This window comes from Sulfurimonas marina (assembly GCF_014905095.1).
Lineage (GTDB): Bacteria > Campylobacterota > Campylobacteria > Campylobacterales > Sulfurimonadaceae > Sulfurimonas > Sulfurimonas marina.
Genome location: NZ_CP041165.1, coordinates 2,207,715 through 2,229,250 on the forward strand (window position 1 = coordinate 2,207,715; position 21,536 = coordinate 2,229,250).

Consider the following 21,536-nt stretch of genomic DNA (forward strand, 5'->3'; position numbering starts at 1 on the left):
TGTTAATTTAATGATCGTTTTGGTTTAAAAACCAAATATAAACTCTCATTTGAAAGCTTATATTTGATTTTTTACAAAAATGGTGGGCCTACCAGGACTTGAACCTGGGACCTCACCCTTATCAGGGGTGCACTCTAACCAGCTGAGCTATAGGCCCTTGTACACTTGTAATTCTAATGAACTTAGATCACTGAAAACTAAGCAAGAAGAGACAAGAAATAATACTTTGTTGAATCGTGAGATTCTTTAGTGAGCCAATCAAACGAATGATTGCTCTTTACTCTAGAAAGGAGGTGATCCAACCGCAGGTTCTCCTACGGTTACCTTGTTACGACTTCACCCCAGTCGCTAATTCCACCGTAAGCGGTAGCCTCCCGAAGGTTAGCTTCCCGATTTCGGGTGAAATCAACTCCCATGGTGTGACGGGCGGTGAGTACAAGACCCGGGAACGTATTCACCGTAGCATTGCTGATCTACGATTACTAGTGATTCCAGCTTCATGCTCTCGAGTTGCAGAGAACAATCCGAACTGAGAGACGCTTTATGAGATTAGCTCCACCTCGCGGTATCGCAACTCTCTGTACGCCCCATTGTAGCACGTGTGTAGCCCTGGCCGTAAGGGCCATGATGACTTGACGTCGTCCTCACCTTCCTCCTCCTTGCGAAGGCAGTCTCCTTAGAGTGCCCAGCCGAACTGCTGGCAACTAAGGACGAGGGTTGCGCTCGTTGCGGGACTTAACCCAACATCTCACGACACGAGCTGACGACAGCCGTGCAGCACCTGTTTTCAAGCTCCCGAAGGGCACCACTCTATCTCTAGTGTGTTCTATCAATGTCAAGGCCAGGTAAGGTTCTTCGCGTATCTTCGAATTAAACCACATGCTCCACCACTTGTGCGGGTCCCCGTCTATTCCTTTGAGTTTTAATCTTGCGACCGTACTCCCCAGGCGGAACACTTAATCTGTTAAGTGCATCACCGAAGTAACTAGTACCCCGACGACTAGTGTTCATCGTTTAGGGCGTGGACTACCAGGGTATCTAATCCTGTTTGCTCCCCACGCTTTCACGCCTTAGCGTCAGTAATGTCCCAGCAGATCGCCTTCGCTTTCGGTATTCCTAGTGATATCTACGGATTTTACCCCTACACCACTAATTCCATCTGCCCCTTCCATACTCTAGGCTACCAGTTTCAAGTGCAGTTCTACAGTTAAGCTGTAGGATTTCACACCTGACTTGATAACCCGCCTACGCGTCCTTTACGCCCAGTGATTCCGAATAACGCTTGCACCCTCCGTATTACCGCGGCTGCTGGCACGGAGTTAGCCGGTGCTTATTCATATGCTACCGTCATTTTCTTGACATATAAAAGGAGTTTACACACCGAAATGCGTCATCCTCCACGCGGCGTTGCTGCATCAGGGTTTCCCCCATTGTGCAATATTCCTCACTGCTGCCTCCCGTAGGAGTCTGGTCCGTGTCTCAGTACCAGTGTGGCGGATCATCCTCTCAAACCCGCTACCCGTCATTGCCTTGGTGAGCCGTTACCTCACCAACTAGCTGATAGGATATAGGCCGATCCCTTAGCGAAAAAACATTTCCCTTCTTAACTTATGAAAAGAAGGAGTATCCAGTATTAATCACCGTTTCCAGTGGCTATCCCGGTCTAAGGGGCACATTACCTATATATTACTCACCCGTGCGCCACTCGTCAGCAGGAAGCAAGCTTCCTCTGTTACCGTTCGACTTGCATGTGTTAAGCACGCCGCCAGCGTTCATTCTGAGCCAGGATCAAACTCTCCATAATTGAATTGTTTAATCTTTAGCCCAAGATTTAAAAATCATTGGCTTTATCTTAAAGTTATCTACTAACCTATTAAAAGTTAATAGACGGTTGTTGTATTATTAGTTATTATCTCAAGCTCTCGCTTGCTTAGTTTTCAATGATCTCAAACGTTAATCAGTAGCTTCAACTCGAAGTACCTCTGACCCTCTTTCGATGGCCTCTCATCGTTTGTGGACGGGAATTATAGGAGAAGTATACTTAGAAGAAGCTTAACTATTTGGGGAATTGGAAATAAATTTGCAAATTTGTTTCTTTTAGAATTTCAATCTATATAAAATAGTAATAATAATATCTATAAATACCATCTTATATTATAATGTATAGATATTAACATCTATGTTGCTACCTGTTTACCTTTTCGCTATAAAATTCTTTTTAAATTCATATTTCGTATATAAAGGAATAAATATGGGACTTTACGATCGTGACTATGCTAGAGAGCATAATACTTACGCTTATGGAAGTGCTCATCGTAGTGAAGCGCAGATAGTATCTTTTGTAAAAGAGACTTATAAACTATTTGCTGCATCTATGATGGCCGGTGCTGTTGGTGCATATGTTGGTATCCCATTAGCTGGTGCAATACATGCAATGTTTTGGCCTCTTTTCATTTTAGAAATTGGTCTATTAATTGGTTTACATTTTGTTAAACATAAACCAGGTATCAATTTAGTTGTAATGTTTGGCTTTGTTTTTATGACAGGTCTTATGTTAGCACCTTTACTTTCACACACTTTAGGACTTAACGGCGGTGCGACAATTATTGGTAATGCATTCGCTATGACTTCTGTTGTATTTGGAGCAATGAGCTTCTATGCTGTTAAAACTACAAAAGATTTTACAGGGTACGGGAAACCTTTAATGATTGCTCTTTTAGTGATCATCGGTTTTTCTATCTTAAATATCTTTTTAGGCAACCCAATGCTTCACGTAATGTTAAGTGGAGCTGTTGTTATACTGTTTAGTATCTTAGTTATTTATGATACTCAAAACATTATGCAAGGTGCATATGAAACACCAATTGACGGTGCTATTGCACTTTATCTTGACTTCTTAAATATCTTTACTGCATTACTGCAGCTATTTGGTATCTTCGGAAGTGAAGACTAATACCAATTTATCGCCCGAACTTTTTCGGGTGATAGATGCCAACCTCAATCGTCTTAAAGAGGGTATCCGTGTTGTTGAGGATATACTTCGCTACAAAGAGAATAATAAAACACTTTCTTCAAAACTCAAATCGCTTCGTCATCAGGCTGTAACTGATAATACAAAAGAGTTACTTCAGTATCGTGACAGTATCAATGATGTACTACGTCCATCTACTACAAGTGAACAGACACGTGATAATTTAGAAGGGATTATTATTGCTAATCTAAAGCGTGCACAGGAATCATCAAGGGTGTTAGAGGAGTTATATAAGCTTGAAAGTATTAGTGAAAGTGAAAAGTTTAAACATATTCGCTATGAGTTATACGATCTCGAAAAAGAGATCCTTCTAACTCAAGAGTAGATATAAGCCACCTCAAACTCTAAATAGTTTAATGGGTACTCATCCATCAGCTTTTTCGTTTCTTTAAACGAGAGGGCATTTCTAGAGCCGCTGACACCACTCTTTTTTATATATCGAAACATCTCCCTTGTATTTTCGAATTCAAGACGATAATTTACAACTTCAAAATTCACATCAAAATATTTTTTCTGTATTGTGTATATTTCATCTTTTGAAAGCAGCAATGGTTCTAATGATGCTGTTTTATGAAGTGTTTCAAAAGTTCCGGATGTAAAGATAGCTAAAGAGATCTGCGTATCCAAACTTTTAATATTACTAAAGACCTTCTCTAGATCTTGTGCCCATTGCAATGCTGAAGAGGATAGTACATAGTCAAAATTGTATTGTTTTAGTGTTTTATAGAGTCCATCATCATTAAAATCACCATATATACACTCTATTATTTTGGATTTCGGATGCAATTCCAGCATCCCTTTTGCAAAATCAACACCTACAAAACGATTATATTCCCAATCTATCTTCTCTACGAGGGCACCGTGACCACATCCCAGATCTAAAATATTTTTCGGCTTGTTATTCACATGGGAAAGCAGTTTTACAGCCACTTTTTCTTGAATAACATTATAGCTCCCATAATGGGCAGCATATTTTGAAAATTCTGAATCTATTCTCATTTTCTATTGAGCACCAATGAGATAACAAAGAGTAAAATAATACTCAGTACTATAGTAGCACCTGAAGGGAGTGAGAAGTGATAAGAGACTACCATACCTAACACAACACTAAAGATCGCAAAAAACAGTGCAAGCAGAAGCGTCTGTTTAAATCCTACTCTGTATTGTAAAGCCGATACTGCAGGAATCACCATCAAAGCACCGATCAGTAGACTTCCCACAACCCGAATAGATAGGGCAATAATAATAGCAACTACACTTACAAGTAAAAAGTTTAACAGTTTTACTTTTAGTCCGCTTGTTTTTGCTACCTCTTCATCATAAGCTATAAAATAAAGCTCTTTTGCAAACAGCAGTAAGAAACTCAGTGCTATTGCCCCAAAGATAAGGATTGTATAAAGGTCTTCAGTCGTAACCGCTAAAATCGAACCAAAAAGATAGGAAAATAAAGAATTGTTAAATGAACCGCCGACAGAAACTATAATCACAGACAACGCCAGAGCCCCTGAGAGTATAATTGAGAGTATTGCATCGGAATACAAAGAAAACGAACTTCTAAGATACTCTATAAGCCATGCAAACATTACAGCAACTACTACCGCTACCCACATTGGATTATATCCTGCTACCAAACCTACAGCAACACCGACTAAAGCAGAATGAGCCAAAGTCTCACTAATAAGTGAATAGCGTTTAAGGACTACAAATGTTCCACCTATAGAGGCTAAAATAGCTATAAATATCCCTGCTATAAAAGCACGCTGCATAAAATCATAATCAAACATCTCTAACATATTAATATCCTAATGCTCATGCTTATGCATATGAATCAGATGGGCATCGATCCCGTAAAGTTCACTCATCTCTTCACAAGAAAGCGCTTCTTTAGGGTTATTGCAGATTGTCGCTTTTTGGTTGATCGTAAAAAGTCTTGCAATATCATCTGCGATCACCCCGATGTCGTGTGTAATAAACAAAATAGTGATTCCATCCTCTTTATTTAACTTACGTAAAAGCTCGTAAAATCTTTGTTGCGACTTTACATCTACACCTGTATTTGGTTCATCAAGAATTAAAATCTTTGGAGAAGAAGCCAAAGCACGTGCAATCATCACACGCTGACGCTGACCACCTGAAAGAGTACCCACCATCTTGTCTTTTAGATGTGTAATATCCATCTTATCCATTGCATCTTCCACCGCTTGTATATCTTCTAAAGATGTTCTTGAAAAAAGTTTTCTCTTGGCAACTCTTCCCATCTTTACAATATCTTCAACCGTAGCAGGAAAATTTTGATCAACCAGCGATGCACGTTGAGGCACATACCCGATCTTGTACCACTCTTTAAATTTTTTTTGCTCTTTTCCAAATATCTTGATAGTTCCGGATGTTGCTTTTTCTAGCCCAAGCAATGTACGGATAAGTGTCGTTTTTCCGCCACCGTTTGGTCCTATAATAGCAATATATTCCCCGCTAAAAATATGAAAACTGATATTACTGAGTATCTTTTGGTCCATAACCTCAAAACAGAGATTTTTTACATCAAAAATAGGAACTTTAAACTTTAACGGCACTGCATAGCCTCAGCAATTTTGTCTAAATTTATCTTCATAATATCAATATAGTCCAGTTTAAGAGTCATCTCTTCCCCCGTTATATTCCCAAGCGGTTGTAAACTATCGATCTTTATACCCGTATCATCAGCAATTGTTTGAATATTTTTATTGTTGGCAAAATTTTCAAAAAATATAATCTGTATATTTTTCTCTTTTATTTCCTGAAGTAAATGTTTTACATCCTCTGCACTCGGCTGTGCTTCTGTTGAAAGCCCTGTTAAAGATTCAACTTTAAAGCCGTATCTCTCAGCTAAATAAGAAAATGCATTATGAGTCACAATAATTGTATCTAGCTTACATTCAAGTAATTGTTGTTTATATAAACCGTCAAGTTGATCTAATTGCTGAATATACTGCTCTTTATTTTTTTCAAAAAAATGTTTGTTTTTTGGGTCTATCTTACTAAGCTGTTCAGTTACTACAAGAGAAAGTTGTTTCATATTCTCAATATCAAGCCAATAATGGGGATCGTATGCTCCATGATGGTGGTGATGATGTTCATGCTCCTCATGATCTTCACCGTGTTCCTCATCCTCATCATCTTCTAAAGTTTTAAGAGTAACATACTTACTCATATCAAGTTTATGTACCTCAGAGGCAAGATGCTGGGTCCATGGTTCCAAAACATCACCGCTATAAAGAAAAAGCTTACTTTTTTCAAGTTTGGCAACAATCTTTGGAGTAGGCTCAAAACTATGCGGATCTACCCCAAAAGGTAAAATATTGATCAACTCTATTTTATCACCACCGATATTTTTTGTAAGGTCATAGATAGCAAAGTTACTTGTTGCCACAAGCGGTTTTGAAGAAAGCTTTTGTTCCTTTGAGCCTGTTGTTAGGATTAGAACAACTACTATGAGGGAAAGTAGCGCTAAAACTATCTTCAAATTTTTCACTTTACATCCTTATATAAATTATAATGCAATTATACCCTCTTTTATTTTTCGTGTCAGATTTCTACGACATTTTTTGTAAATAGAGTACGCTTAGCGGCGCTAAATTAAGGCTGATCATATTTTTTCTTCCATGATAACTTTTTGGAGTCGTTTTTAAAACATCTTTATTCAAGCTTCCACTCCCTCCAAAAGATTTATCCTCAGAGTTAAAGATCTCTTTATATTCTCCACGTTTTGGCATTCCCAGCATATATCCTATATGTGCTTTATCGGAAAAATTACATACGATAATCAACGGTTTCTCTTTTATATTGCCCTTACGTATAAATGCAATAACGTTTGCCCTGTAATCGTTCTCATCGATCCATTCAAAACCGTTACTCTCTACATCGTTTTTATAAAGTGCGGGCTCTTTTTTATAAAGGGTATTGAGCGTATATATAAGTTTTTTCACCCCTGAATGATTTTCATTCTCTAAAAGATGCCAATCAAGACTTTGTGAGAAATTCCACTCTGCAAACTGGGCGAACTCTCCACCCATAAATAGAAGTTTTTTCCCGGGATGCGCATACATCAGACTGTAAAGTGCTCGAAGATTTGCAAATTTTTTGTGATACTCTCCGGGCATCTTATTGATCAAAGAACCTTTCATATGCACAACTTCATCGTGACTCAGAGGCAAAACATAGTTTTCGTTATACATATAGACAAAACTGAAAGTGAGGTTTTTATGGTGATGTTGTCTGTTAATTGGATCATTTTTCATATATTTGAGAATGTCGTGCATCCATCCCATATTCCATTTATATCCAAACCCAAGTCCCCCGTCACTCACAGCACCGCTTACCATCGGATAGTTTGTAGACTCCTCGGCAAACATCATAATATCTTTATGCTCTGCGTATGCACTGATATTGAGATGGCGTAAAAACTCTACGGCACCCTTGTTTATGTTACCGCCGTCCTCATTTGGCAGCCACTCCCCATCCTCTCTTGCATAGTTAAGATAAAGCATAGAAGCGACAGCATCGACTCGTATGCCGTCAAGATGGTATTTATCAAGCCAAAACATTGCAGAACTTACCAGAAATGCGCGTACTTCATTTCGATCGTAGTTGAAAATCGCACTTCCCCATTCCGGATGGTACCCTTTTCTTGGATCGTGATGTTCATACAAACACGTACCGTCAAAAGTAATCAGCCCGTGCCCGTCAGTTACAAAGTGGGAAGGGACCCAGTCTAAAATTACTCCGATATCGTGATTGTGCATAATATTTACAAACTCTTTAAACTGCTCAGGTGTACCGTATCTGGCAGTGGGTGCAAAATAACCAGTTACCTGATACCCCCATGAACCTTCAAAAGGGTATTCAGTAATCGGCAGCAGTTCCACATGGGTAAAACCTAGTTCTTTAATATAGTGTGCAAGTTCATTCGCAGCTTCCGTATAATTTAAAAAACGGTTGTCCTCTTCAACTTTTCTTCTCCATGAACCCAGATGGATCTCATAGATACTTATGGGTGCTTTATGGGAGTTGTGTTTTTTACGTTTTTTCATCCATGCATCATCATCCCAAGAAAAAACATTAAGATTCCAAACTTTTGATGCGGATTTCGGAGCAACTTCGGCATAAAATGCAAAAGGATCTGCTTTTTCTTTACTTACCTGTTCATTATCTGAATCTACATAGTATTTGTAAAGTGTTTCAATACTAACATCACTAACAAACACTTCCCAGATCCCGGAACCGTCTTGGCGCATCTTTAACGGATGGGTTTGATTATTGAAATTATTAAAATCGGCTATTAAAGAAATTCCCTTTGCACTCGGTGCCCACACAGCAAAGTAAACACCCTCTTGACCGTTTCTTACATAAGGGTGTGCACCTAGATGCTCATAGAGTTTTGTATGTGTACCCTCTTTAAAAAGGTAGATATCAAACTCGCTAAAAAGAGTTACATCGTAAAAAGATTCATAGTTCATTGCTTTGGTCTCTCATTATTTGCAGGGTCTAAAATGTAGCGATAGACCGCTTCGTAATCCTTTGCCGCATCATCCCAGCTAAAATGTTCGCTCATAGCACGTCGTTGCATATCTAAAAAGGCCTCTTTGTCATTGTAATATATACTCATAGCCCATAAAACAGTATAGTATAGTGCTTCGGAAGTGGCATCGTAAAACTTAAAACCGTTACCGTGGCGATGATGTTCATCGAAATTCACTATAGTATCGTCAAGCCCTCCCGTTGCACGTACTATCGGCAAAGTACCGTAGCGCAAACTGTAGATCTGGTTCAGCCCGCAAGGCTCAAAGAGAGAAGGCATTAAAAACATATCACATCCCGCTTCTATTTGATGTGCAAGAGCTTCACTGTATCCGACATGCAAACCGAAATTACCTCTATGGTGTGCAACATCCGAGAAAAAACCTTCCGCCCACTTCTCACCGGTTCCAAGCATTACGATCTGCAGATCATTGTCCAAAATTCCGTTAATAGCACTTGAAATAAGTCCTATCCCTTTTTGTTCTGCAAAACGGCCGACAAAGCCTATAAGTGGAACATCATCACGCTGTTCTAAATTAAAGTGCTTTTGGATTGCACGTTTACACGCTCTTTTTCCCTTCATCTGATCGCGGTCGAAAGTTTGCGCTATATAAGTGTCTTTTGAAGGATTCCATTCATCATAATCCACACCATTTAAAATCCCAAAAATTTTCTCTCTATGAGCCCAAAGATGTCCATCTAGTCCAAAACCAAACTCCGCTGTCTGGATCTCTCTGGCATAACGTTTTGAGACGGTAGTTACTGCATCGGCATGCATTATACCCCCTTTTAGCATATTGAGATGATTAAAACTTTCAAACTCATGTGCATTGAAATGCTCCCAGCCAATCTCTAAAAGATCCATCAGCCCTTTGTGAAAAACACCCTGATGCTGCATATTGTGAATCGTAAACACTGTTTTGGCATGGGCAAAATCATGTACAAAACGGGTTTTGGCTAAAATAGGCAACAGTGCAGTATGCCAATCGTTAGCGTGGATAATATCGGGAGTAAAATGAAGCATCTTACACAACTGCAATGCCGCTTTTGAAAAGAAAACAAAACGCTCACCGTTATCTTTGTATGAGCGGTTATCCTCCTCGTAAAATCCGGCTCTACCGAAATAGTTTTCATGATCGATAAAATAAACCTGCACACCACTTTGTGGCAAAGTAGTTGTGTAAACTGCAGCCCACAGCTCACCTATACTTCCCATCGGTACCCCAAGCGGTGTTTCTAATTTTGTAAGATTTTCTTTATCGATCTTGTAATATCTAGGCAGTACAAGGATGATCTCATGCCCAAGCTTCTCGATAGCTTTTGGAAGAGCCCCCGCTACATCTGCCAAACCGCCCGTTTTTGCAAAAGGAACCGCTTCTGAAGCGGCAAAAAGGATTTTTAGTTTTCGTTTCATAGATTCTCCTACTAATAAATCTCATATAATCCGAACAAAGTCCAGATTATATTCAGTCACTAAAGCTCTGCCTTATGGCAAGAAGGAGTCATTTTAACTCCTTTAAAAGCGATGCACCTTGCAGCACTGCGTTTTGTAGTTTTGTTTTAACAATACGAAGCCCTTGTGTACTTTGTAGCATACTAAACTCTCTATAGCGTGCTAAAACCGTTTCAAAAATAGTTTCATCGTCTGCAACGATCCCTCCCCCTAAAACTAAAACTTCAGGATTAAAAAGAGTTATCACCACTCCAACTGCATCTAAAAGAGCCTCTTCAAACTCTTTATAAAGCTCATTGTGCTCTGTAAGTGTAGAATCTCTAAGTTCTTGAAGTGTAAGGGCTTCATCAATTTGCAAATAACGTTTAAACTTTTTAAGCCCCGATCCCGAAGCAAAAAGCTCTATACAGTTGTCTTTACCGCAACCGCAGAAAAAGGGGGCTTTTTTATAAGGGATATGTCCAATCTCTCCAGCTAACGCGTTATACCCCTCTAATAAACTTCCGTTAGTAATAACCCCCAGTCCAAGACCGCTCCCTACATAGAGTGCACAGATCTCCTCTGTCTGGAAATATTTTGCTTCTGCCAAAACGGCACAGGAGAGATCGTTTTGTATCAAAAACTCCACATCGTATCTGCTTTGAAAATAGTTTTTAATATTTGGCTCTGTCACTTCTATATTTGGAGCGCCAAGAATTATTCCATCTTTTACCTGTCCTGCATACCCTACGGCTATTGTTTTTACAACTTTATATCTTTGCAGCAGCTTTTCGATCCAAGATATAAAACCAATACCGTTGCACTTTTCACTCCCTGTGTCTAGCTCTTGCTCCCCATTATAAAGAGCGTAACGGAAATATGTCCCTCCGGCATCTATACACAGCTTCAAAACAAACTCTCATACAGCTTCATATAGCTCTTTGCGCCTCTCTCAAAAGAGAAATCGCACTCCATATTAAAAACCACCGACTCCCTAAAAGCCTCTGTATCTTTTTTAAGTTTAAAAGCCCGCTCTATCGCCTTGGAAAACTCTTTTTTCGTAAACTTTTCAAACACAATTCCTCTGCCACATCCATTTTTCTTTTCATGGACACTGTCTTTTAAGCCACCTGTTGCATGGACAATGGGGATAGCTCCGTATCGCATAGCTATCATCTGTGCTAAACCGCAAGGCTCAAACAAAGAGGGCATTACAAAAAAATCTGCCGCAGCGTATGCTTTATGGGAAAGTACCTCATCGTAAACGTTTTGAAATTCAAGGTTTGCGTGCTTAGAAGACAGAGCATTAAGTTTGTTAGTATAAAGCTCTTTCCCCTCTCCGAGAACAAAAACATTGATCTTTTTTTCCAACATCTCAGGAAGCACTTTTATCAAAAGTTCGATCCCTTTTTGCTCCACTAATCTTGAGAGTACTACAAACAGAGTTTTTCTCGGATCTTTAAGTTTGGTTGTTTTTAAAAATGCAACTTTGTTTTTATACTTGTTCTCTAATGTAGTGCTGTCGTAACACTCTTGAAGATGAGGATCGCTTGCAGGGTCAAAAACTTCCGTATTGATTCCGTTTAATATACCGCTTAACTTATCACTATGGTAGCTTAAAAATCCATCCAAGCCACAGCCAAATTCGCCGGTGAGGATCTCTTGTGCATAACTGGGGCTGACCGTTGTCACGGCATCGGAGTATGCGATCCCCCCTTTCATAGAGTTGAGCTGTCCATAAAATTCTAAAGCATCCATATTAAAGTAACTAGGCTCTATCCCAAGGCGTTCACACGACTCTTGTGAAAATATTCCCTGATAAGCAAGATTATGGATAGTAAAAACGGTTTTTATCGCTAATGATCTTTGCTCTATGAAAAGAGCTGCTAAAGCAGTATGCCAGTCATTGAGATGAAGAAGATCAATCTTTAGTCTTACAGCCAACTCTACAATGCTTGCACTAAAGATCCCAAAACGCAGATCGTTGTTTGCATAATCAATATCGTTATAACCATAAAGGTGCTGCGTAGTACTTAAAAGGGGCGCTTTTATAAAATAAACACCCAACCCCTCTTGCAGAGTAAAATAGACTTCAATACTATACGAAATTCCGCCCAGTTCAAGTTCAAAATCCTCAACTTTTTCTAGGTTCTGCAGCTCTAAAAAACCATACAAAGGGAGCACGACAGAGATATCTGTATATTTTTTCAGTGCTCTTGGAAGTGCATCTGCAACATCTGCAAGTCCCCCCGTTTTCACATAAGGTAGCATCTCACTCGCAGCAAATAATACCCTCATAGCTCCTCCCCTCGCAGTAGCCTTGCACACTCTTCTGGCTCCATACAGTTAATAGCCATACCGCTTGAGAGCTCAAAGCCTCCTATATTATAGATCCTAGGAATTATTCGCAAAGTAAAACGGAAATTTTGTTCTAAAAGTGCCATATAGCTTTCGTTTTCAAAGTTTTGATTGAGAGGTGCCTGCATAAAGGCCAAATTATAATCAAAAGAACCCAGCTGTTTTGAGAGTTTTGCAAATATCGATTTTACTAAAACTCCCAGCTCCTCCAACTCTTTTTTAGTGGCTTTATGCAGTGAGATGATATTGTTCACGGGAGAGATCATCACCTCAAAAGGATAACTGCTTGCAAAAGGACAAAAAGCAACAAAATTTTGTGTCTGTGTAATAAGTCGTTTTTTAAACAAGATCTCATTATGCAAAATATCTTCAACTATCCCTCTGCCGTGTCTTTGATAATAAAGCATATTTCTGCTCAAAAAATAGATCGCATCTTTTGGCATCACCGGCAAAGCAATAATTTGAGTATGTGGATGCTGCTGCGTAGCACCCGCATCTTTGCCTACATTTTTAAATACACTTATATAAACCAAGCGCTTATCTTTTTGAAGGTCTTCCATTCTCGTTACTATTGTTTTTATCCAGTTTTGCACATCGTTCTCATCTAGGTCTTCCATATTACAAGAGTGGCAAGGATTATCTATAACAATCTCATGGGCTCCAAGTCCCGGAACTGACTCAAACATTCCGTCACGCTTTGAGCTCTCACTCGCTTCTATCTGTACCGCTTTATAGAGATTTGGTACAACACGAGTCTTCCAACCTGACATATTTGGCTCGTTTTTACGCAATGCAAAGATCTCTGCGGGAGTAAGATGCTCGTTACCTTCACAAAAAGGGCAATTACTTTGTGGAGTTTCAAGAGATTTTGAAGCTGTTACACTATTTGGTCTTCGAAGCCTTTCAGGAGCTATGATCACATACTGATTAGCAATTCTATCGTGTCTTATCTCAGACATCGCATATCTCCAAGCTTATATGTAAATCTAGTTTTTGTTCCATAGAGAAGCTACAAAAAAGTGTTAGTTGCTGGGGTGTTTTATCGTATCCGCTTTCGCTTTTTGCAATACTGCTTGCTATATATGCATGCACATCACACTCCTGCTGACTTTGTAAACGCACTGATTTGTTTGTAAAATCATCATACAATGCTATCTCCCTGCAATTTTTTTGACTGAACCCTTCAGCTATTTTTTCCCCGTTAAGTGTAAGTGTCGAGAGATGAGCGAAATGAAGGTTAAACTCTAAAGCATAATAGAGCCGATCTTCTAACTCACTAAAGAGCTGCAGATCGAGATGAAGTGCTTTATCTTTGACTCTGTATCTCTTTTCTATCTGCACATTTGCATGCTCAAAAACACTCCCTTGTGTAAAAAACAATATATTACCCTTTTGTAACTTACATTCAGCAGCACTTTGCACTCTTTTAATCTCTTGAGAGCCCTCTCTCAAATGCTCTAATACGAAAGGTTTTTTTGAAAAACAATCGATAAAAGAGTACCTAGGGATAGAGTCAAACACAAGCTCTTTTTTAAGCAGCTCATCCATAACCATCCCATCGTGGATCGACTCAAGCTCTTTTGTCTCTTCTAAAAGTTCGGGCTGAAAATGGTAACTCTCCTCTTTTCTCATCAGAGTGTTTTGCCAGTTAAAAAGTGTTTCAAAAGAGCCAAACTCCATAAGGGTTCCCCCCTCTTTTAAGGAGAATACCAAAGAGAGTTCATCTGTTCTTACTTTGAGTTCTTCATATCCATCTTGATCGATATCTAAAAACTCCTTCTCTTTACGCTCAAATCCTCTTTCAATCTCTAAAAGATATCTGTAGGCATTATCTCGTAAGTTCGGCAAGTAGATCCCGCCGAATACACCATGCCAAAAGACATCGTTTGTTTGAAGTTTATACAGAGCCTCTTTTTGTACCTTGGAGAAACTCTCACTTTGTTTGCTAAGCCATAACATCCGTTTGTGCAAATAATTGCTCTCGGGATATTTCACAAAAAAGTTTTTCCATATCCCCCCTTTTACAAATGCTATCCCTTTTTTCTCCATATACTCTTGACCAAGATACTTTTGCAGGGCATGCAACTCTTTTGCATCCTCATTATTTAAACTCCACTCACCCATCTCAAAGTAAGAGGTGTTATTAAGATAAGCAATCCCCAAAGAGTGATGCTCTTGCATATACTCTTTATAGTGTTGCGTTACAATTAACTGTTCGTCCAATACTAAACGTACAAACTTCTCAAGCCAACCCTGCTCGTACACCCATTCAAAAGTGTTAGGCCACAGTCCAAACTTCTCTGCATCATCGAAAAAAACAGCAGCTGAACCATCTCTGTTTCTATATCCGAGTACACTCTCTATCGCTTTTTCAACGTTAGAAAAAGGAAGATCGTAGCGAAGCGGCTTGGAGATAGGAAACAGTGCACACTTAGCTCCACCCTCTTCGGTTGTATAATACCCGTCAAGCTTCTTAGCCGGAAATCCGCTGCTTAAAAAGTGGTAGTCATCCACTACTACATACTCAATTCCACATTGTACAAGGTCTGGAATCAAAGTACTCTCCCATACTCGCTCAGTGAGCCAAAGCCCTTTTGGACGAACTCCAAAATGTTTTTTTAAAAACCTGTTTAACTTTTTCACTTGTGCTATGCGATCGTTTGAGGGAATAGCACTGAGTACCGGTTCATAGTATCCCGCTGTCAACCACTCGATGGAACCTTTTTGTGTAAGTAGTTTCATCACGTTAAAAAGTTCAGGGTATTTTTTCCTAATCTCGTTAAGGAGCCATCCGCTGCAATGCAAAGAGAATTTAAACTCCGGATAACGCATCATCACGTCAAAAAAAGGTTTATAACTTTTCGCTACAGCCTCTGCTATACACTCGCTGAAATTATCTACCGGTTGGTGCATATGTACGCCAAAAAGTAAAGTAACTTTTTCCATCTTTTTACCTATACAAACCACTCGTGGGAATAATCATCGTAAAGATTAATTTTCAACTCCCCAAAACTCGGTAATATCTGCACCACTTTTCCATCTTTTTCAATCTCAAAACGGATTAGGATCTCGTTTGAATCCAGATTCTCTTTTGTAATACTCATCTCTAAAAGCTCATCACACACGCTGAAAATCTCCACCTCATCAATAACAATCGTCTCGTTGGGCAGTGTGATTTTTCCGTGAATATTGCCCGGTTCAAGAATAATTTCTAAACTATCGTTTTCACATAAGCTTTCCATATCCGCTTCAAAAGAAAAGTAAAGTTTCTTTTTATCTTGTCCGTAAAAGATCTTATTTATCGGACCCCTTGCCATATCCATTGTAGAGAACACTTTTGTTTCATCCACTACCCCGCAACCTATCCATTCAAAGAATGAATCACGTTTGCCGTTGATCATCGGGGAGATATCAGATTTTGGATGTAACCAAAAGTTTTGTGTACTTTTATGCTGTGTAATCGGTATATACAGATCTGCAGGGGGTGCTATCTCTAAAAGGTTATAAATAGTAATCAAATGATTTCTAAATAGTTCATCAAACTCCTCTTCAAACTCACTAAAATGATCATCACCGTACCACCAAAACCAATCTGAACACTCCGCTGCTAAAAAGTGCTGTGTTATCAACTCTTGTTTCTTGGGCTCAAGCTGCTCTTTATGGTGCTCATAATCCTGCTTTGTCATAAAAAGAAGCTCCCAGCCTCTTGTTTTTTCACTACCCCCTACCCAGGTATTAAACTCGCCATGTATCCAACTTCCGGGAGCTAAATGTTCAAGTTTTTTCGCAGGAAGCTGACACACCTCATCCATCGTCAGGGTTTGGCACCATGAAAGAGATTGCAGTTTTGTATAGAGGCTTTGAAAGAATTCGTATCCGTTTGCTTTATAAAACTCCCAAGCATTTTCCCCGTCTAAAATAACACAGACAAGCGGATCGCTGTTTTTAGACTCTATTTTTTGCAACTCTTTAATAAAATCTACGGCCGCGCTCTCGGCATTTTTATGACGATAGGTAAAACCGATAAGATCACTTAGATAGTGATCCCTAAAACAGATCCTCATCCCGTTATATATATAAGGATAATAAAGCAGCTCTTTGTCTGTTTTGTTTAAAGATTTAAAAAGTATCGCCTCATCTGTTGCGATCCAGCCTACACTTTGAGAGTTATAAAGCGCTACACTTTTTTGATCTACTGCCCCCTCAGCCGGCCAGAAACCGCTTGGTTTAAAACCAAAAACATCCTCAAAGATCTCTTGTGCCCTTTGGACCTGTAAACGAGCATCCTCCTCTAGAGAAATATGGTTTTTTGGAATGTTTGTCATGGGATGGGCATCTAAAGCATTATTCATATCAAGAAGTAAAGGTAAGATAGGATGATTTAGCGGTGTTGTAGAAAAGCTGATTGAACCTTTGGCAGCCAGCTCTTTAAAATAGTCAAAAATTCCTCTCATAAAATTTTGTAACTCATCTAAGAGATGTTTTTTATCATACTCGTTATAGTCTCTTTCTTTTTCTAACAACTCTTGTACAACACTGCTGTTTTGACGCAAATAATTCCCGCACCACGACAAAATAAACAAAACCTCAAGTTCTATCAGTTCACAACGGTTATAGTCATACTGAGCAAAAAGCTCTTTATATCGCTTAAACGGTTTAATCATTGTCTCGTAGTTGGAGCTTTTACATATTTTTACGATCCAAGCCTTCTCTTCATCTTGCAGTTTTGCCGTGTCGTCTCGTAAAAGAGTTAAGAACTTATCGTTTTTGCTTAGATCGTTTGCATAAAGCTGCAACTGTTTTATAAGTGAAGGGGTGATATTAAAAGTTGCTTTAAGCCCCTCTTTACCCTCTACTATCCAAGGCATATCGTAATAATCTTTTATAGCATGCAAAAATACCCAAGGCAACTGCATTACACCGCTTGCATCTGTATAATCAGGCTGATGCATATGCCATAAAAAACTCAACTTCATTGCTCTGTCCTATTGGGCGATCCACTGCGCCATTTTTTCTTTATACTGCTTAAAGAGATTCTCACCGGCAACATCATCTTTAGCCTGAATATAAAGATTTAAATACTCTCCGTATTGGTTTGGAATCATAAGGATCCAGTCTGTCTCGTTCTCCCAGATCTTCACCCCGTCTAAATGGGAAGACTTTTTCCCTTTGGCACTCTCTAAAAATTTTCTCATCATCTTCGCTTTTAAAGATTGAGGGCACTCCACTTTTGTTGTTTTGTAATAAAAATAATCGATCTCTTTTGCTACTTCGGAGAGTTTTAAACCGCTGACAGTAAGAAGTTCAAGAATTTTTAATGTTGAATAAAGAGCATCACGAGTATAGTTAAACTCACTAAAGGTATAGTTTCCATCAACCGTAGCTATAAAATCGTATCGCTTTAACTGTTCTACCGTAAAGTCGGTATATTTTCCCCTCTCTATAATTAAGTTGTCAAACTCCAGTACATCGGGTGCCCAAGTGGGTAAAAATACTTTCTTTTTCTCATCCGGTTTTGTAGTGATACTTAGAAGATATAATACACAATGAAGTGACTTGATCTTGTTTAACACCTCACCCAGATCAGTAACTAACGTAATTATTTGAGCATTTGGAGCTATCAATACCCCCATATCATGCCCTAAACTTTGCACAATTTTTGAAATATTCTCCGTCGAGCGTTTTTTCATTACGACGAAATTTGAAAGCTTTTGCTCATCATAGTAGGAGTTGAGAACTATATTTTCTATTCCCAATTCATTTAAAATTGTAGGAAAAACTTTTGCGGAATTTCCATGCATAAGGTCAACGGCTATTCTCAGATTACTTTGTCGGATACCCACCTGATCTAAACACTTCTCAATACTGTTCTTATAATCTAAACACTCTTCACAATAATTACTCTCAAATATCTCACCGATACTCGCATGTTCAACGCGTCTGAACTTCTCGATAAAAAATGCCTTTTCTATCACCTTTGCCGCTGAAGTATTTATACGTACAGCATGCTCGTCAAAAAGTGTGATCTCGGAATTACGAGGATCATTAATACAGCGTTTAAACTGAGCACCCCCTACATATTTTGAACTATTTGCCAAGGTATAGCGCAGCAGTGGCTGCGGTATGCTTTTTAAATCATGTACATGTACACCGGCTGAGAGCAATCCTCCTAAAAAAGCGCGTTTAAGCATACGTGAATTTTTATCATCATCCCGTCCCACAAGTACCGTTGAACCCACAGGTAATTGCGAAGCAAACGCTTCGGCAAGTTTTGTCGCCATCTCACAAGAGAGCTCTACGTTACTTGTACCGATTACGCTTCCATTTTCAAAAATCGAGTTTTTGTATCTGCTTCCTAACACTATATTGTGGCTCACTATAGAAGCTGCCTCGATCTTTTTATCCGGCCAGACCGTAATATCACGTTCAAAAGAGCTTAACTCTCCAATCTCACACCCCTCGGCCAAAATAAGTCCCGCTTTTACACTGACATTTTTGCCGATAGTATTGTTGTTACAAATTACTGCGTTATCGAGTTTTGTTTTTTTACCTATAAAAACATTTTCCCAGATCACACTGTTCCTGATTTTAGAATCCGCATCGATCACAACATTATCTGATATTACGCTGTTATAGAGCTTGACACCGTTGTTAAGAGTCACTTTTTTACCTAAAACAACCGTCCCAGTAATCTCGATGGATGGATCCAAACTATACGGTTTTTCCGAATACAACACACCGTCTGGAAATAGCTGTTTGTGTCCGTCAAGCAGAAAATCGACATGGTGAGCCAAAATATCTTCATACACTTCGCGATAACTCTCCGGATTTCCAACATCTCTCCAGTAGCCACTTAGGTTACATCCCATAAGATCAACCTTTTGCTGCATCAATAACGGAAATAGATCCTTTCCAAAATCGAAGTTCTCGTTTTTCGGTATATACTCCAAAATCTCCGGTTCAATCACATAGATTCCAGTATTGATAGTATCACTAAACACCTCACCCCAGCTCGGTTTTTCCAAAAACTTTTCAATTACACCCTCTTCATTGACAATCACCACTCCAAATTGCAAAGGGTTATCTACAGAGGTTAAGCCTATGGAGAGTTTTGAGTTTTTCTCTTTATGGAAAGCAAAAAGGTTTTTAAAATCAAAATCTGTAACAAGATCGCCGCTGATTACAATAAAGTTTTCATCACCTATATGCTCTTGAGCAAGTTTAACAGCTCCCGCCGTTCCGTAATCATCATCAGGAAGTACATAGGTGATCTTGATCCCAAAGTCACTTCCGTCTTTAAAGTAGTCTTTTATAATCTCAGGTTTAAAATAGAGCAGTACGATAAATTCTGTTATGCCGATCTCTTTGAGCATCATCATCGTATGCTCCATCATCGGTTTATTCATTATTGGCAGCATCGGTTTTGGTTTGGAGTTTGTCAAAGGTTGAATCCTTGTACCAAACCCTCCGGCCATCACAACAGCTTTCATCTAGTCCTTCCCTCCCTCTTCTATTTTATATTCATAGAGCAATTCATAATACTCTTTGGCCATTCTGGTAGAATCAAATTCCAAATCGATTTCAGTCATCGCATTTTTCATAATTTTTGTCCATTTTTTTGGATTTTCATAGTATGTAGGGAGAATCTTTTGCTCTAAAATATCCATCATATTTTTGTTATCTATCCTGTCTTGTTCATCGTGACCTAAAAGGTGGTCAACTGGCGGGATAGTAAAAGCATTTCTTCGATCCCTTGCAAATTCCGGATGCCATCCATCATCGATCGAAAAATGGATAGAGCCGTTCATACTGGCACTCATTCCACTTGTACCGCTTGCCTCTCTTGTAATACGCGGAGTATTCAGCCAAAGATCACTGCCCTGTTTCAGGAGTCTTGAAAGACTGAGCTCATACCCTATCAATACGGCGATATTTTTATATCTGTGACTCATATAAATAAGATCATTAAAAAGACTCACAGCTCCGCTATCTGTCGGGTAAGGTTTGCCCGCCCATATAATTTGAACCGGCATTTGCGTATTTGCAAGCAGCTTTTCAAATCTTCTAAGGTCATACTTTAAAAGCCCCGGTCTTTTATATTCTGCAAAACGTCTTGCCCATACAATCGTAAATATATCGGGATCAAACATCTTTCCTGACTGGTTGGCAACTTCGTCAAAAAGAATTTTTTTCAGGTGTTTTTTTCGCGCTTGGAGTTCATAATCTTCATGCTCATCAAGGGCACGTATAAGCGTCTTATCGGTCCAGTATTTTTTATTTTGGGCATTGGTAATTGAGATAATTTCACAGCTGTCTGGAACCTCTTTCCACATATGTTGTGCAACTTTTTTATGGATTTTTGAAACGGCATTGGAACGTTTAGAATTTCTCAAAGCTTCTACTGTGAGGTTAAGTTTCTCTTTATGGCAACTGCAAAGTGAAGCTACCTCCTCTTTTGTCAGTGAACTGAAAAACCCCATCTCTTCTAAAAAATCAACCCTGTGTGTTTCATTTCCTGCTGCTTCTGGAGTATGGGTTGTAAAGACTACATGCTCTTTTACTTTTTGTGTATCTTTTAAACGTGAATGTAACTCATAGACAAGCGGAAGGGAGTGCCCTTCGTTCATATGGTAGACATCCACCTTTCTGTTCATAGCTTCAAGAACCTTAAGTCCCCCGATTCCTAGAACAATCTCCTGTGCTATACGTGTTCGTTCATTGGAGTCGTAAAGTTTATGGGTAATAGTTCTTGAGAGGTAATCGTTTTCGTCAATGTCAGTGGAGAGTAAAAGGATAGGTGCGGTTCCGAAAACTTCGGGATGGAGTAAAAAGGCTTTTATAACAACATCACTGTTTTCTATTCGGACAGTAACTTTTTGTTCAAGCTCTTCTAAAAAGTAGTAGAACTTTCTTAAATAATTGGGTTTCAATGTCCTGTCTTCATTTCTTCCCTGATCGTAGTAGCCGAAACTCCATAATATTCCTATCCCTACGATATTTTGTTTGAGGTCATATGCACTTCGCATATGAGAGCCGGCTAAAAAGCCGAGACCTCCAGAATAGATTTTTAAAGCCTGGTCAACAGCGAACTCCATAGAGAAGTAAGCAACACTTGTTTTATAGTTCTTGTTTATATCGTAGGAATGCAGTTTCATGCAA

15 protein-coding genes, 1 tRNA gene and 1 rRNA gene are annotated in these 21,536 nt (G+C 39.1%); 2 read left to right on the forward strand and 15 right to left on the reverse strand.

The features are described from left to right. Positions 1 to 80: 80 nt before the first annotated feature. Together FJR03_RS11265 and FJR03_RS11270 are read right to left on the reverse strand one after the other, a co-directional pair. Positions 81 to 157, reverse strand: a tRNA-Ile gene (locus tag FJR03_RS11265). 129 nt (positions 158 to 286) lie between these two features. After that, positions 287 to 1,804 (reverse strand): 16S ribosomal RNA (locus tag FJR03_RS11270). Positions 1,805 to 2,251: 447 nt separating this feature from the next. Between FJR03_RS11270 and FJR03_RS11275 the strand changes: the two genes are divergently transcribed. Continuing rightward, positions 2,252 to 2,953 carry a Bax inhibitor-1/YccA family protein gene (locus FJR03_RS11275; protein WP_193113597.1) on the forward strand — a complete coding sequence of 234 codons (702 nt, stop codon included), beginning with the start codon at positions 2,252 to 2,254 and terminating at the stop codon, positions 2,951 to 2,953. Positions 2,954 to 2,981: 28 nt separating this feature from the next. Next, a complete protein-coding gene (locus tag FJR03_RS11280) occupies positions 2,982 to 3,356 on the forward strand; it encodes a thiamine-phosphate pyrophosphorylase (protein ID WP_193113598.1) in 375 nt (124 codons plus the stop codon). On the opposite strand, the gene FJR03_RS11285 is transcribed toward FJR03_RS11280, so the two are convergent. The 13 genes from FJR03_RS11285 to glgP all read right to left on the reverse strand — a co-directional run bounded on the left by FJR03_RS11285 (position 3,347) and on the right by glgP (position 21,532). Continuing rightward, on the reverse strand, positions 3,347 to 4,030 hold the full coding sequence (locus FJR03_RS11285) for a methyltransferase domain-containing protein (protein WP_193113599.1): 684 nt from the start codon (positions 4,028 to 4,030) through the stop codon (positions 3,347 to 3,349). The two genes, FJR03_RS11280 and FJR03_RS11285, sit on opposite strands and share 10 nt — an antisense overlap. Beyond that, the gene (locus FJR03_RS11290) at positions 4,027 to 4,824 is read right to left on the reverse strand and encodes a metal ABC transporter permease (protein WP_193113600.1); all 798 of its coding nucleotides are present in this window, start codon (positions 4,822 to 4,824) and stop codon (positions 4,027 to 4,029) included. Before FJR03_RS11290 ends, FJR03_RS11285 begins: the two co-directional genes overlap by 4 nt. Positions 4,825 to 4,833: 9 nt before the next feature. Next, positions 4,834 to 5,604: a metal ABC transporter ATP-binding protein gene (locus tag FJR03_RS11295; RefSeq protein WP_347402108.1), complete on the reverse strand. Its 771-nt coding sequence runs from the start codon at positions 5,602 to 5,604 to the stop codon at positions 4,834 to 4,836. Continuing rightward, positions 5,595 to 6,542, reverse strand: coding sequence for a metal ABC transporter substrate-binding protein (locus FJR03_RS11300; protein ID WP_193113601.1), 948 nt, complete (start codon positions 6,540 to 6,542; stop codon positions 5,595 to 5,597). The genes FJR03_RS11295 and FJR03_RS11300 overlap by 10 nt, the downstream gene beginning before the upstream one ends. Positions 6,543 to 6,603: 61 nt before the next feature. Next, positions 6,604 to 8,526, reverse strand: coding sequence for a 1,4-alpha-glucan branching protein GlgB (gene glgB / locus FJR03_RS11305; RefSeq protein ID WP_193113602.1), 1,923 nt, complete (start codon positions 8,524 to 8,526; stop codon positions 6,604 to 6,606). Further along, positions 8,523 to 10,001, reverse strand: coding sequence for a glycogen synthase GlgA (gene glgA, locus FJR03_RS11310; RefSeq protein WP_193113603.1), 1,479 nt, complete (start codon positions 9,999 to 10,001; stop codon positions 8,523 to 8,525). Before glgA ends, glgB begins: the two co-directional genes overlap by 4 nt. An 88-nt stretch (positions 10,002 to 10,089) precedes the next feature. Then, a complete protein-coding gene (locus FJR03_RS11315; RefSeq protein ID WP_193113604.1) occupies positions 10,090 to 10,929 on the reverse strand; it encodes an ROK family protein in 840 nt (279 codons plus the stop codon). Next, on the reverse strand, positions 10,926 to 12,317 hold the full coding sequence (locus FJR03_RS11320) for a glycogen synthase (protein ID WP_193113605.1): 1,392 nt from the start codon (positions 12,315 to 12,317) through the stop codon (positions 10,926 to 10,928). The genes FJR03_RS11315 and FJR03_RS11320 overlap by 4 nt, the downstream gene beginning before the upstream one ends. Continuing rightward, entirely contained in the window at positions 12,314 to 13,336 is a 1,023-nt protein-coding gene (gene galT, locus FJR03_RS11325; RefSeq protein ID WP_193113606.1) for a galactose-1-phosphate uridylyltransferase, read from the reverse strand. The genes FJR03_RS11320 and galT overlap by 4 nt, the downstream gene beginning before the upstream one ends. Continuing rightward, on the reverse strand, positions 13,329 to 15,323 hold the full coding sequence (locus FJR03_RS11330) for an alpha-amylase/4-alpha-glucanotransferase domain-containing protein (protein ID WP_193113607.1): 1,995 nt from the start codon (positions 15,321 to 15,323) through the stop codon (positions 13,329 to 13,331). Before FJR03_RS11330 ends, galT begins: the two co-directional genes overlap by 8 nt. Positions 15,324 to 15,331: 8 nt before the next feature. Continuing rightward, positions 15,332 to 17,353: a glycoside hydrolase family 57 protein gene (locus FJR03_RS11335; RefSeq protein WP_193113608.1), complete on the reverse strand. Its 2,022-nt coding sequence runs from the start codon at positions 17,351 to 17,353 to the stop codon at positions 15,332 to 15,334. Between the two features lie 9 nt (positions 17,354 to 17,362). Next, positions 17,363 to 19,867: a sugar phosphate nucleotidyltransferase gene (locus FJR03_RS11340; RefSeq protein ID WP_193113609.1), complete on the reverse strand. Its 2,505-nt coding sequence runs from the start codon at positions 19,865 to 19,867 to the stop codon at positions 17,363 to 17,365. After that, on the reverse strand, positions 19,868 to 21,532 hold the full coding sequence (glgP, locus tag FJR03_RS11345; protein WP_193113610.1) for an alpha-glucan family phosphorylase: 1,665 nt from the start codon (positions 21,530 to 21,532) through the stop codon (positions 19,868 to 19,870). Between the last annotated feature and the right edge of the window lie 4 nt (positions 21,533 to 21,536).

Bases quoted from the DNA above. Each gene is read 5' to 3' on its own strand.
- FJR03_RS11275 (WP_193113597.1), top strand. From the start codon at position 2,252: ATGGGACTTTACGATCGTGACTATGCTAGAGAGCATAATACTTACGCT.
- FJR03_RS11285 (WP_193113599.1), bottom strand. From the start codon at position 4,030: ATGAGAATAGATTCAGAATTTTCAAAATATGCTGCCCATTATGGGAGC.
- FJR03_RS11290 (WP_193113600.1), bottom strand. From the start codon at position 4,824: ATGTTAGAGATGTTTGATTATGATTTTATGCAGCGTGCTTTTATAGCA.
- glgB (WP_193113602.1), bottom strand. From the start codon at position 8,526: ATGAACTATGAATCTTTTTACGATGTAACTCTTTTTAGCGAGTTTGAT.
- glgA (WP_193113603.1), bottom strand. From the start codon at position 10,001: ATGAAACGAAAACTAAAAATCCTTTTTGCCGCTTCAGAAGCGGTTCCT.
- FJR03_RS11320 (WP_193113605.1), bottom strand. From the start codon at position 12,317: ATGAGGGTATTATTTGCTGCGAGTGAGATGCTACCTTATGTGAAAACG.
- galT (WP_193113606.1), bottom strand. From the start codon at position 13,336: ATGTCTGAGATAAGACACGATAGAATTGCTAATCAGTATGTGATCATA.
- FJR03_RS11330 (WP_193113607.1), bottom strand. From the start codon at position 15,323: ATGGAAAAAGTTACTTTACTTTTTGGCGTACATATGCACCAACCGGTA.
- FJR03_RS11335 (WP_193113608.1), bottom strand. From the start codon at position 17,353: ATGAAGTTGAGTTTTTTATGGCATATGCATCAGCCTGATTATACAGAT.
- FJR03_RS11340 (WP_193113609.1), bottom strand. From the start codon at position 19,867: ATGAAAGCTGTTGTGATGGCCGGAGGGTTTGGTACAAGGATTCAACCT.
- glgP (WP_193113610.1), bottom strand. From the start codon at position 21,532: ATGAAACTGCATTCCTACGATATAAACAAGAACTATAAAACAAGTGTT.